Below are 13,004 nucleotides of genomic sequence, written 5' to 3'. Positions count from 1 at the left end.
AACATGCATCTTAAATATTTCTTTTCGCTATGCTACGCTGGAAAAAACATTGATAAGGAGCGGATCATCTGATGGGGAAAAAACAGCTAGTTCTTGTTGGAAATGGAATGGCCGGAGTAAGGGCCGTTGAAGAGATACTGAATGTGGCAAAAGACGAGTTTGAAATCACAATTTTCGGTGCCGAACCGCATCCCAACTACAACCGAATCCTTTTGTCAAAAGTGCTTCAAGGCGATACCGACCTCAAAGATATTACGTTAAATGATTGGGATTGGTACGAAGAAAACAATATTCAATTGTTTACAAATGAAACAGTCATCAAAGTGGATACAGAAAACAAAACGGTGATTACAGACGCAGACAGAATCCAGCCATACGATGAATTGATTCTGGCGACAGGCTCTGTCCCTTTTATCCTTCCGATTCCGGGCGCAGACAAACAAGGTGTCACAGCTTTCAGGGACATAAAAGATACAGACACGATGCTCGCCGCGTCAAAACAATATAAGAAAGCAGCCGTCATCGGCGGAGGCCTGCTTGGTTTGGAAGCCGCTCGCGGACTGCTGAATCTCGGCATGGAGGTATCTGTCATCCACCTCGCTCCATACTTAATGGAACGACAGCTTGACCCAACGGCGGGACGTCTGCTGCAAAACGAATTAGAAAAACAAGGAATGACCTTTTTACTTGAAAAGCAAACCGAAGAAATTGTCGGTGATAACCGTGTCGAAGGCCTCCGCTTCAAAGACGGCACAAGCATTGAAGCGGATTTAGTCGTCATGGCTGTCGGCATCCGCCCAAATACACAGCTTGGCACAAAAAGCGGCATTCCGGTCAACCGCGGAATCATTGTCAACGACTATATGCAAACTGAAATTCCGCACATTTATGCGGTCGGCGAATGCGCTGAGCATCGGGGAATCGCATACGGGCTCGTGGCTCCGCTCTATGAACAGGCAAAAGTGCTGGCGAAGCATCTGTGCGGCATTGAAACCAAACCGTATGAAGGCTCCGTCCTCTCTACTCAGTTAAAGGTATCAGGCGTTGAAGTCTTCTCTGCCGGTGACTTTAATGAATCAGAGGACAAAAAAGCCCTCAAGGTCTTCGATGAGCAGGACGGCATCTATAAAAAAATCGTCTTGAGAGGCAATCAAATTGTCGGTGCTGTTTTATTCGGCGACAGCAGCGAAGGCAATCGCCTGTTTTCTATGATTCAAAAAGAAGCCGATATCACTGACACCTCAAAAATATCAGTCTTACAGCCGCTCAACCAAGAAGCAGGCACAAGCATGACCGCTGCAATGAGCGACGATGAAATCATCTGCGGCTGTAATGGTGTCTCAAAAGGCGACATCATTACAGCCATACAGGAAAAAGGATGCTCGTCAACAGACGAGATCAAAGCATGCACCGGTGCATCCCGCTCATGCGGAGGCTGTAAGCCGCTCGTAGAAGAAATCCTCCAGCATACGCTCGGATCAGACTTTGACGCGACAGCGCAAAAAGAAGCAATTTGCGGCTGCACCACATTGTCGAGAGATGAACTCGTAGAAGAAATCAAAGCCAAAGGGCTGTCGCATACAAGAGAAATCATGAACGTGCTCGGCTGGAAAACGCCAGAAGGCTGTTCCAAATGCCGACCGGCTCTGAACTACTACCTAGGCATGATCAATCCAACCAAATACGAGGATGAACGGACATCCCGCTTTGTGAATGAACGAATGCACGCCAATATTCAAAAAGACGGCACATACTCAGTCGTTCCCCGGATGTATGGCGGTGTGACCAACTCCACAGATTTACGCAAAATCGCAGATGTCGTCGACAAATATGAAATTCCGCTGGTCAAAATGACCGGCGGCCAGCGGATTGATCTCATCGGCGTGAAAAAAGAAGACCTTCCGAAAGTATGGAAAGACCTTGATATGCCATCAGGCTATGCGTACGGAAAGACACTGCGGACAGTAAAAACATGTGTAGGCGAGCAATTCTGCCGCTTCGGCACGCAGGACTCCATGGCGCTTGGCATTGAGCTTGAGAAAAAATTCGAAGGGCTTAACACACCGCACAAAGTCAAAATGGCCGTATCTGCCTGCCCGCGGAACTGTGCCGAATCCGGTATTAAAGACCTTGGCGTTGTCGGCATTGACGGAGGCTGGGAGCTTTATGTCGGCGGAAACGGCGGAACACATTTACGCGCCGGCGATTTGCTGATGAAGGTAAAAACAAATGAGGAAGTCTTAGAGTACGCAGGCGCTTACCTGCAGTATTACCGAGAAACCGCAAAGTATCTGGAGCGTACATCCGCATGGCTTGAGCGCGTCGGTTTATCCCATGTCCAATCTGTATTAAACGATCCTGAAAAACGGCAGGAACTCAACGACAGAATGAACGAAACACTTTCTGTCCATAAAGATCCATGGAAGAACTTCCTGGAAAACAAACAAACCTCTAAAGACTTATTTGAAAATGTCGTGACCACATCATAATGACAAAAACAAACATTAAGGAGGAACGGATATGGTAAACAAAGACGCAACAAAAGTATGGATCGGAAAAATTGAAGAATTGCCTGAACAATTGGGAAAAACAGTGTATATTGAAGATAAGGAACTTGCGGTCTTCAAGCTTTCAAACGGAAGTATCCGCGCCATCGAAAACCGCTGTCCGCACAAGGGCGGCGTCCTCGCAGAAGGCATCGTCAGCGGGGAATATGTTTTCTGTCCGATGCATGACTGGAAAATTTCTTTAGAAGATGGAAAAGTCCAGGAACCTGATCACGGATGTGTCAAAACATACGAAACGCTGATCGAAGGAGAACATGTTTATCTCATATATTAAACAAAAGACCGGATCACTTTTTTAAGTGACACTCAGATTGTTGGCAAAATCCTAAAACGGGTTATGGTTTTAGGATTTCAACATCTTGCGTGATTGAAAACCTTTGAAGTCTAGGAAGGCAGAACTTGAAGCAGACTTGCACAGAATGTGATGGCGGCGTTTTAGCGATTAGCCGCCATTCCTTTCCAAACCGCAGGCTTGACACAGAATGCGGGGGTTTGTCGATACGCTGTGGATCACTTTTCAAGTGATCCTTCATTTTTTACAGTGACGGAAGGATGACATGATCATGAAGAATGGAATCGTTTATTTCGTGGGAGCCGGTCCCGGCGACCCAGGGCTGCTCACCATCAAAGGAAAACAGGCGCTGGAGGAAGCAGACGTGATTTTATATGACCGGCTCGCAAACCCGAAGCTGCTCGAATACGCATCATCGCACTGCCAGTTTATTTATTGCGGAAAACTGCCAGACCGCCATTTTATGAAGCAAAGAGAAATCAACGCCCTGCTGGTTGAAAAAGCCTTAAAGGGTTTAACCGTCGTCCGTTTAAAAGGCGGAGACCCGAGTGTGTTCGGCAGAGTCGGTGAAGAAGCGGCTGCCCTTCATGAGCAAGGCATCCGCTATGAAATGGTTCCTGGCATCACATCTGGCATTGCAGCGCCTCTCTATGCGGGCATCCCCGTCACACATCGGGATTTCGCTTCGTCTTTCGCCATGATTACAGCGCATGATCAATCATTAAAAGGCACGCCGAATCTTGACTGGGAGGGGCTTGCCCGAAGCGTTCAAACACTTGTCTTCTACATGGGCGTCAAGAATTTGCCTTATATTTGCCAGCAGCTTATCGCACACGGTAAATCTTCTTCTGTTCCTGTCATTGTGGTCCAATGGGGAACGTGGGGCCGTCAGCGGAGTGTGAAAGGATCGCTTGAGAATATTCAGCAAAAGGTTCAGGAGCACCAGATCACAAACCCTGCGATTATCGTCATCGGAGATATCGTTAACTTCCAAACACACAGCTGGTTTGAAAGCAAACCGCTCATCGGCCGTCACATGATGGTTGTTACTCATGGCGATGATGAAGATCCGCTCGCAGACAAGCTGCGCGCTTCTGGCGCCGATGTCATCGAATGGCCGAAATGGCGGACGGAGAGCATGCCTGTCAATGAAAAGATTCTTCGAAAGGTCGGCACCTTTGAAGAGATGGTTTTCACATCGCGCCGTGCAGTTTGTGAATTTTTTCAAGCGCTCACTTCCAAGAAAATCGACATCCGCCAACTGACAGCCCGATTGAGCGCGGCATCTGAACATGCAGAGACAGAGCTTAAAAACCGGGGGTTTCTCGTCTCCCCTATGCAGCCTGATTCAGGAAAACGCCTTGTTGTCGGAAGCCGCCATTCAGTGGAAAACATGCAGATGCATGAGTCCTCCTCGTTTTATATCACCCATGAACATGTCATAGATGACCGGTTCACCCATATGATTCAGCGAACCATCAGTGAATCTCCGCTGCACATGGTCATTTGCCCAAACAAGCCGGCCGTTCAGCAATTGATCAGCGCCGGCGAACAAATCGGCATTTCACCGGAACCGTCAGCAAGCCGGCCTCCTATCTTCTGCAAAGATGATGACAAAGCTGCCAGCGCCTATGGATTCACAGCGGTCCAAAAGCAGGATGAATTATTTGCTTTCATTCAGAAACAACAAACAGAAAAAAAGCTTATTCACAGCTGATGGTAAACAGCCCTTTTATCTAGGGCTGTTTTATTTATGAGCCAATTTTTTGTGATGGGTAGAATACATCGCCATATTCTCGGCCTTAGGGTTCAGATAAGCCTTTGCACTGTTGACCGCTGTCGGGCCTTCTGTAAAGCCGCCGGCAATCAATCTCAGCTTGCTTTCATAAGAAGCTGCGTCACCCGCCACAAACACACCCGGAAGATTCGTCCGCATATGCCTGTCAGCTTTTACCCTGCCTTCTTCAATCTCAAGCCCCCACTCCTTCATTGGCCCGAGATCAATCTTGAAGCCATGATTAACGATCAGCTCATCAATCTCTATGTCTTCACTTTGACCAGATTCAGTATGGCAAATTGTCACGCTTTGGATGCGCTCCTCTTCCCCGTTAAGCTGTTCCAGCCGATAAGGAGTAAGCACTCGCACCGATGATTGCTTCATTTTCGTCACACTGCTTTCCATTCCGCCGAATTCCTCACGCCGGTGAATGACAGTCACAGACGCCGCAATCGGTTCCAGCTCATTTGCCCAATCGACCGCAGTATCACCGCCGCCTGATATCACCACCCGCTTCCCTTTAAACGCATCAAGCTTTTCCACTCCATAATGAAGGTTTTTGCCCGCATACCGGGCGGCATCTTCACTGTCAAATTCCTTGACTTCAAGCGTTCCCATACCGCAAGCCAAAATCACAGTTCGTGTATAATGCTTTTCACCTTCAGAACCTGTCAGCAAAATGGTGCCGTCCTCCAAACGATCAAACCCGGTCACGCGCTGATTCAGTATAATGTCAGGCTCAAACGTCGCCGCCTGCTCCTTCAGCTGCTCAATCAGCTGCTTTCCCGCGATTCCCGGTATCCCGCCGATATCACGAATGATTTTCTCTGGAAAGAACAAAGACACCTTCCCACCGACCCGCGGCAAAAATTCGATTACTTTCGTTTTCAGCTCCCGCATCCCGCAGTAAAAAGCCGTAAACAGCCCGATCGGCCCCCCGCCTATAATCGTAACATCATATACCTCTTGATTCTCAGCCATCCATCTTGCCTCCCGTTCTCATCTATATCAACACTGTTTTAATTGAGAATGAATATCAATAAAAAGTATATCATATTTCTCGTACCATTGTTTATTCATTTCTTCTCCTTGTGATAAAGGATTGAAAACCCTATAATAGGCAAAAAACAAATCGGAGGAACAGATGAAAAGACGAGTCGAAATGATCACTTTCGAAGGGTATACACTAGAATATTCTGTTACTGGCGAGGGAGCCCCCATTCTTGTCATGCATGGCGGGCATTCAAATTGTTACGAGGAATTCGGGTACACGGCGCTGGTTGAACAAGGGTATTGTATCATCACGCCATCAAGGCCCGGCTATGGCCAAACGTCAACAGAGATTGGGAAAAGCCTTGCCGACGCCTGCCGTTTCTATGTAAAACTATTAGATCACTTACAAATCGACAGCGTCCATGTAATTGCCATCTCCGCAGGAGGGCCGAGCGGCATATGTTTTGCCTCCCATTATCCTGAAAGGGTCAACACTTTAATCCTGCAATCCGCTATCACAAAAGAATGGCTCACCTCAAAAGACATTAAATATCAAATAGGGAGAATGCTCTTTCGCCCGCCGATGGAAAAGTGGGTATGGAAGCTGATTTCTTCTTTGAACAACACCTTCCCCCGGTTGATATTTCAAGTCATGAGTCCGCAATTCAGCACACTTGCGTTTCAGCGAATCAAGTCTCTGATGGATGAAAAAGACACAGAAGCATTTCGGAAAATGAACAGCCGGCAGCGCTCAGGTGAAGGATTTCTGCTTGATCTATCACAAACCGCCGCTACCTCTTCAACAGAGCTGCAGGCCATCTCATGCCCCGTACTGGTCATGCATAGTGTTTATGATGGACTAGTCGACAAGTCACATGCACATTATGCAAAAAGACACATCCCTGACGCTACTCTCTGTTTGCTTCACTCATGGGGGCACCTGATTTGGCTCGGGAAAGACGCTGCAGAAACAGATAGAATCATATTCGAATTTTTAGAATCCTAAACAAAGTGAAACAATTTTTCCTCCTCCCCCGTCAAACAAGCAATGCCTTTTTTCTGGTATGATAAGAGGCAGCTTAATATGAGCGGAGGTTTTATTGTGACAGCACAATCATCTTTTCTTCAGCTGAATTCTATTTTTATTAGCATTTTAATAGAAGCCATTCCGTTTATTCTGATCGGCGTCATCCTTTCGGGAATCATTCAAATGTTTGTTTCTGAAGAAATGATTGCAAGAATCATGCCAAAGAACCGCTTTCTTGCCGTTTTATTCGGGGCGCTAGCCGGCGTATTATTTCCCGCCTGCGAGTGCGGCATTATCCCGATTACGAGGCGGCTTCTGTTAAAGGGGGTTCCACTACATGCGGGCGTTGCTTTCATGCTGACCGCGCCGATCATCAATCCTATCGTCTTATTTTCTACCTTTATTGCGTTCGGGAATAGATGGAGCGTGGTCTTTTATCGGGGCGGACTGGCGCTATCCATTTCGGTGATCATTGGGATCATCTTATCCTATCAATTTAAGGATAACCAGCTTTTAAAGCTTCAGGAACCCGGGCATCACCATCATCATCAACACACCCTGCTACAAAAACTGGGTGGGACCTTGCGTCATGCCATTGATGAATTTTTCTCAGTCGGGAAATATTTAATTATCGGCGCCTTTATCGCAGCCGCTATGCAGACGTATGTCAAAACATCCACTCTGCTTGCGATCGGACAGAATGATATATCCTCTTCCCTTGTGATGATGGGGCTGGCGTTTGTCTTGTCGCTTTGTTCAGAAGTTGATGCGTTCATCGCGTCTTCCTTCAGCAGCACATTTTCATTAGGATCGTTAATCGCCTTTCTTGTGTTTGGTGCGATGGTGGATATTAAGAATCTATTGATGATGCTTGCGGCCTTCAAAAAACGATTTGTTTTCCTGCTGATTACGTACATTGTCGTGCTCGTCTTAGCGGGATCACTACTGGTAAAGGGATGATTCAATGTTTCGACTATTTGTGCTGATGGGATTTACGTTTTTCTTTTATCATCTCCATGCCTCAGGAAACCTTACAAAGTATATTAATATGAAATATTCCTATCTTTCTTTTATTGCGATCTTCCTGCTGGCCATTCTGACAGCCGTTCAAGCCTATGTATTTATCAAGTCGCCTGAAAAAGGCCGGCATCACGATGATCGTGATTGCGGATGCGGCCATGATCACGAACATGACCATGAACAAAACAAGCCATTTTATCAGCGTTATTTGATTTATATTGTTTTTCTTTTTCCTTTGGTGTCGGGAATCTTCTTCCCGATTGCGACGCTTGACTCATCTATAGTCAAAACAAAAGGGTTCTCGTTTAAGGCGATGGAAAGCGGAGACCATTACTCCCAGACACAGTATTTGCGGCCTGATGCGAGCCTTTATTACGCGCAAGACAGCTATGACAAACAGATGAAACAGCTGTTTAATAAGTATTCCAGCAAGAAAGAGATTTCTCTGACCGATGATGATTTCCTAAAAGGAATGGAAACCATCTATAACTATCCAGGTGAATTTCTAGGCCGGACGATTGAGTTTCATGGATTTGCGTACAAAGGAAACGCGATTAACAAAAATCAGCTCTTCGTGTTGAGGTTTGGCATCATTCACTGTATCGCTGATTCCGGCGTATACGGGATGCTTGTGGAGTTTCCGAAAGACATGAACATCAAGGACGATGAGTGGGTTCAGATTAAGGGCACTCTCGCCTCAGAATATTACCAGCCTTTCAAGTCAACGCTCCCTGTCGTGAAAGTGACTGACTGGAAAACCATTAAAAAGCCAGATGACCCGTACGTTTACAGGGGATTTTAAATGAAGGCGAAACCAGTACAAATACTGGTTTCTTTTTTATTTCTTTTTCATCAGCATCAAATCAAGATAGAGCTGACATCGCGTTCTGAAATCACTTAAATTGATCGATGTCATTTCAGTAATCTGTTTAATGCGGTAATTTAGTGTGTTTTGGTGAATAAACAGCTGTTCTGCTGCTGGTTTTGTTTTGCAGTTGTTGAGGAGATAGATTTCCAGAGTTTTAAGCAGCTCGGTGCTGCTTTCTTGGTCCTTCGCTTTTAATAAAGATAAATCCTTATTTTCGTATTCCAAAAATTCGTTTTTCTGCTCAATGCTTTCTAAATAGCGGTAAATGCCGAGTTTGGCATATTCATATGGAATGTTTTCCTGATTTCCGGTGATTTCTGCGGCTTTGATGACTTCAAGTGCTTCTATGTAGCTCTTTCCAAGTTTCAAAAGATGATCATATTCGTTTCCGATACCGATATATATAGGGGTAGGAATTTTTTGAAAGTGAAAATGTGTTAACAGCTTGTTAATAAATTCAGAAGCTGCCGAGGAGACGGAGCTTTTTTGGGAAAAACTCGCTACGACGATGACAATATTTGATTCGATCGTTAAGACATGACTGACTTTATCTCGTAAATTCAAGTACGACCTGATATTTTCCTTTAAATCCTCTACCGCTTCCCCATCCCCGTTCGCGGCATGCAGGATGACAACCGAAAACATGGAAGGCAGCACGGTGTTGATCCTTTCGGCTTCCCGCCTGAGTTCCTTCTCAGTGGTAAATTGCTGATAGATCGCCCGTTTGATGAGATCTTCAGCTTTTTCTTCTTTTTCCTGTTTCAGCTTATTCGTTTTATAAATGATTTTCCCGACATGGAAAGAAGTCTCATACAAAAAATCAAGTTCTTCTTCCGTCAGATTTTGGTCCAGCTCCTGAACCCAGATATAGCCCATGACTTCCCCTTTATGCTTCGCACTCACGACGACCCTCTGATTTAGGCCGATGCTTTCCATTTTATTGACGCGAAAAGGCTCAGGTTCTGTTTTCAGTTTTTCAACGATGCCGTCCTTCAGAAACCTCTCAAAAATCTGAACCGGACATTTTTTCGAAAAAATAGTCTGCTGGTTGGCAGAATCAAAATGATTAATATAGTAAGAATTATAAGCTAACAAAAAGAAATCCACACTTTCCAGTATGACTGGTTTTTGCAATTCATAACTAATAAAATCAATCAGCTTATCAACATCTGAAAATGAAAAAACTCTCTCTAAAAGCTCTTCCATACTTTTTTCTCCTATACTTTTTTTACTTTAATCATATCCATACAGAGGCTTTTTGTATAGAAAAAAATGCGCTTGTTTCCAAAAAGAAAAAGTGGCCGTTTAAAAGGAGAAAAGAGGAAAAAGGGACAGCCCCTTCCTCCTCCTTTTGACCCTTATTGCGACATTGTATCTTGGTATTCTTTAAACTGGTCTGCGACAGCTTGTGACGGAGCCTGCGTCAATACACTGACGATAAAGACAGATAATAGACTCGCAGCAAAACCAGGTATCATTTCATACAGAAAGTCCGAAAGACCGGCATTCGCCCAAATGATTACAGTTGCTGCTCCCACAATCATGCCGGCGAGTGCCCCCCATTTGGTCATTCGTTTCCAAAACAGACTGAGCAGTACAACCGGTCCAAATGACGCACCGAAGCCCGCCCACGCGTAGCTTACCAATCCAAGGATCGTATTGTTTTTCTCCCAAGCAAGACATAATGCGATGACAGAAACCACAAGCACAGCCAAACGGCCTAAAAACACCAGCTCTTTATCAGATGCTGATCGTCTGAACATCGACTTATACAAATCTTCTACCAGAGAGCTTGATGTCACAAGCAGTTGGGAAGAAATTGTACTCATAATTGCGGCCAAAATAGCTGAAATCAAAAAACCTGTGATAATCGGATGGAACAAAATGTTCCCTAATTGAATAAAAATCGTCTCAGGGTCCTTCAGTGTCATGCCATTTTGGTGGTAATAAGCGATTCCGCCTAAACCCGTCAGCACAGCGCCGATGGCCGACAAAATCATCCAGCCCATTCCGATTCTTCGCGCTCTTTTGACCTCTTTGACAGACGTGATCGCCATAAAACGCACAATGATATGCGGCTGGCCAAAGTACCCCAATCCCCAGGCAAACAAAGAAATAATGCCAAGAATGCTTGTTCCTTTGAACATATTAAACATATCTGGATCAACAGAGCGGATTTCTGCAACTGTATCACTTGCCCCGCCCGTGTGGAAAAATGTAACGATCGGAACAAGGATGAGTGCGGCAAACATAATAATCCCCTGAACAAAATCTGTCCAGCTGACAGCCAAAAAGCCGCCAAACAAGGTATATACCACAACAACCCCCGTCACAACCCACAATCCGGTGTGGTAATCCATCCCCAAAATACTGTTGAATAAAACGCCGCCGGATACCATTCCGGACGATACATAAAATGTGAAAAAGACTAATATCACAATTCCTGAAAACAGTCTGAGAAGCTTTGTTTGATCTCCGAAGCGATTTTCAAGGAATCCGGGAATTGTAATGGAATTCCCCGCCTGTTCAGTGTAGGTTCGCAGCCGCGGCGCAACGTAAAGCCAGTTCGCCCATGCGCCAAGACAGAGTCCGAACACAATCCAAATACCGCTCAACCCTGTTGAAAACATGGCGCCCGGGAGCCCCATTAACAGCCAGCCGCTCATATCGGCAGCACCGGCACTGAGAGCAGTTACCGCCGGACCTAAGGAGCGTCCTCCAAGCATGTAATCCGTCAGATTGGATGTGCGCTTGTAAGCAAAGTAGCCGATCAGCAGCATTCCCGCCATATAAATACAAATCGAAATAATCAGCTGTGTGTTTTCTATGGCACTTCCTCCTCTTTTTTATAGGTTATGGATGAAATGGACATCCCCGCAGGGAGGATGTCCATTTAGTCCCGTTTTAGAACATTTCACTGATTGTTTTAGCCTGCATGTGGAGTGCCAAGTAATCCGGCCCGCCCGCTTTTGAATCCGTTCCGGACATTTTGAAGCCGCCAAACGGATGGTACCCGACGATAGCACCTGTACAGTTGCGGTTGAAGTACAGGTTTCCGACATGGAATTCCTGTTTCGCACGCTCGATGTACTTGCGGTTGTTTGTGATAACCGCACCTGTCAAACCATATTCAGTATTGTTCGCCACTTCTAAAGCTTCATCAAAGTCTGACACTTTAGAAAATGCGATGACAGGTCCAAAAATTTCTTCCTGCATGAGTCTTGCTTTCGGATCAAGGTCAGCAAAGATCGTCGGTTTGATGAAGTATCCTTTCGAATCATCTCCAGTGCCGCCGCTTACTAAGCGTCCTTCCTGTTTTCCGATCTCAATATAGCTCATGATTTTGTCATAAGAACCTTGGTCAATGACAGGTCCCATATAAACATCCGCACTGTCAGGTTTTGCGGTAACTTTTGATTCCGTAATTTCGATGACACGCTTCAATACTTGATCATACACGTTTTCATGGACAACTGCACGTGAACCTGCAGAACATTTTTGTCCCGCAAAGCCGAACGCGGATTGGAAGATGGATTGTGCAGCTAGGTCAACATCGGCATCTTCACAAACAACAACTGTATCTTTTCCGCCCATTTCTGCAATCACACGCTTTAAGTGCTGCTGGCCCGGCTGAACTTTCGACGCACGTTCGAAGATTCTCGTCCCCACTTCTCTTGATCCCGTAAATGTAATCAGGCTTGTTTTCGGATGATCAACAAGGTAGTCGCCGACTTCCGCTCCGCTGCCTGGAACAAAGTTGACTACGCCTTTTGGCAATCCGGATTCTTCAAGCACCTCAACAAATTTTGCAGCAATGACAGGCGTAGCGCTCGCAGGTTTCAGAACGACTGTGTTTCCGGTAACGATCGGCGCCACTGTTGTTCCCGCCATGATCGCAAACAAGAAGTTCCAAGGCGGAATAACAACTGTTACGCCAGTCGGCGTGTACACATATTGGTTTTTCTCACCTTCACGGCTGTTGACCGGCTTGCCTTTTGCCAGTTCGATCATTTGACGCGCATAATACTCCATGAAGTCAATCGCTTCAGCTGTATCAGCATCCGCTTCGTTCCAAGGCTTCCCTGCTTCTTTTACAAGCAAAGCGGAGAATTCATGTTTTCTTCTGCGTACTTTTGCAGCAGCACGGAACAGGACAGCCGCTCTTTCTTCCGGAGACGTGTATCTCCACTCTTCAAACGCTGTCGCCGCCGCTTCAATCGCTTGCTCAGCATGCTTTTGAGAAGCTTTTGACACTCTGCCGACGACCTCTTCTTTATCAGCCGGATTGATCGAAACGATTTTCGCTTCTGTTTCTACTTTCTCTCCGTTAATAACTAACGGATAGTCTTTTCCTAAATATTCGCTTACTGTCGCAAGCGCTTCTTTAAACGCTTCCACGTTGTTTTGATCCTGGAAATTTGTGAATGGCTCGTGTTTGTAAGGTGTTGTCATGATAATCT

Annotated in this window: 10 protein-coding genes; 6 read left to right on the top strand and 4 right to left on the bottom strand. The window is 45.8% G+C overall.

Annotated features, from left to right (window positions below):
* Positions 1-71 precede the first annotated feature (71 nt).
* The 3 genes from nasD to cobA all read left to right on the top strand — a co-directional run bounded on the left by nasD (position 72) and on the right by cobA (position 4,576).
* Positions 72-2,489: an NADPH-nitrite reductase gene (gene nasD, locus AAGG74_RS20090; RefSeq protein WP_429676943.1), complete on the top strand. Its 2,418-nt coding sequence runs from the start codon at positions 72-74 to the stop codon at positions 2,487-2,489.
* A gap of 31 nt (positions 2,490-2,520) precedes the next feature.
* Complete coding sequence (nirD, locus tag AAGG74_RS20085; RefSeq protein ID WP_162103033.1) at positions 2,521-2,841, top strand: nitrite reductase small subunit NirD; 321 nt, start codon at positions 2,521-2,523, stop codon at positions 2,839-2,841.
* 283 nt (positions 2,842-3,124) lie between these two features.
* Positions 3,125-4,576, top strand: a complete 1,452-nt coding sequence (cobA, locus tag AAGG74_RS20080) for a uroporphyrinogen-III C-methyltransferase (RefSeq protein WP_429676942.1) — start codon at positions 3,125-3,127, stop codon at positions 4,574-4,576.
* Positions 4,577-4,606: 30 nt separating this feature from the next.
* Here cobA and AAGG74_RS20075 read toward each other — a convergent pair whose 3' ends face one another.
* Entirely contained in the window at positions 4,607-5,617 is a 1,011-nt protein-coding gene (locus AAGG74_RS20075) for an NAD(P)/FAD-dependent oxidoreductase (RefSeq protein WP_429676941.1), read from the bottom strand.
* Positions 5,618-5,780: 163 nt separating this feature from the next.
* Between AAGG74_RS20075 and AAGG74_RS20070 the strand changes: the two genes are divergently transcribed.
* The 3 genes from AAGG74_RS20070 (at position 5,781) to AAGG74_RS20060 (ending at position 8,478) form a co-directional block, all read left to right on the top strand.
* Positions 5,781-6,635 carry an alpha/beta fold hydrolase gene (locus AAGG74_RS20070; protein ID WP_429676940.1) on the top strand — a complete coding sequence of 285 codons (855 nt, stop codon included), beginning with the start codon at positions 5,781-5,783 and terminating at the stop codon, positions 6,633-6,635.
* Between the two features lie 96 nt (positions 6,636-6,731).
* The gene (locus AAGG74_RS20065; RefSeq protein WP_429677140.1) at positions 6,732-7,616 is read left to right on the top strand and encodes a permease; all 885 of its coding nucleotides are present in this window, start codon (positions 6,732-6,734) and stop codon (positions 7,614-7,616) included.
* 4 nt (positions 7,617-7,620) lie between these two features.
* Complete coding sequence (locus tag AAGG74_RS20060; RefSeq protein ID WP_429676939.1) at positions 7,621-8,478, top strand: TIGR03943 family putative permease subunit; 858 nt, start codon at positions 7,621-7,623, stop codon at positions 8,476-8,478.
* Between the two features lie 36 nt (positions 8,479-8,514).
* Here the strand turns inward: AAGG74_RS20060 and putR are convergent, their stop codons facing one another.
* The 3 genes from putR to pruA form a co-directional block, all read right to left on the bottom strand.
* On the bottom strand, positions 8,515-9,750 hold the full coding sequence (putR, locus tag AAGG74_RS20055) for a proline utilization transcriptional regulator PutR (protein ID WP_429676938.1): 1,236 nt from the start codon (positions 9,748-9,750) through the stop codon (positions 8,515-8,517).
* Positions 9,751-9,902: 152 nt separating this feature from the next.
* Complete coding sequence (gene putP, locus AAGG74_RS20050; RefSeq protein ID WP_429677139.1) at positions 9,903-11,357, bottom strand: sodium/proline symporter PutP; 1,455 nt, start codon at positions 11,355-11,357, stop codon at positions 9,903-9,905.
* A 91-nt stretch (positions 11,358-11,448) separates the two neighbouring features.
* On the bottom strand, positions 11,449-12,996 hold the full coding sequence (pruA, locus tag AAGG74_RS20045; RefSeq protein WP_429676937.1) for an L-glutamate gamma-semialdehyde dehydrogenase: 1,548 nt from the start codon (positions 12,994-12,996) through the stop codon (positions 11,449-11,451).
* Positions 12,997-13,004 lie beyond the last annotated feature (8 nt).

This window comes from Bacillus mexicanus (genome assembly GCF_050445615.1).
GTDB lineage: Bacteria > Bacillota > Bacilli > Bacillales > Bacillaceae > Bacillus > Bacillus mexicanus.
The sequence above is the reverse complement of the archived record's forward strand: the minus strand, read 5'-3'. Positions and strand labels throughout refer to the sequence as shown.

Excerpts from the sequence above, each read along its gene's own strand:
- nasD (WP_429676943.1), top strand. The coding sequence starts at position 72 with ATGGGGAAAAAACAGCTAGTTCTTGTTGGAAATGGAATGGCCGGAGTA.
- nirD (WP_162103033.1), top strand. The coding sequence starts at position 2,521 with ATGGTAAACAAAGACGCAACAAAAGTATGGATCGGAAAAATTGAAGAA.
- cobA (WP_429676942.1), top strand. The coding sequence starts at position 3,125 with ATGATCATGAAGAATGGAATCGTTTATTTCGTGGGAGCCGGTCCCGGC.
- AAGG74_RS20075 (WP_429676941.1), bottom strand. The coding sequence starts at position 5,617 with ATGGCTGAGAATCAAGAGGTATATGATGTTACGATTATAGGCGGGGGG.
- AAGG74_RS20070 (WP_429676940.1), top strand. The coding sequence starts at position 5,781 with ATGAAAAGACGAGTCGAAATGATCACTTTCGAAGGGTATACACTAGAA.
- AAGG74_RS20060 (WP_429676939.1), top strand. The coding sequence starts at position 7,621 with ATGTTTCGACTATTTGTGCTGATGGGATTTACGTTTTTCTTTTATCAT.
- putR (WP_429676938.1), bottom strand. The coding sequence starts at position 9,750 with ATGGAAGAGCTTTTAGAGAGAGTTTTTTCATTTTCAGATGTTGATAAG.
- pruA (WP_429676937.1), bottom strand. The coding sequence starts at position 12,996 with ATGACAACACCTTACAAACACGAGCCATTCACAAATTTCCAGGATCAA.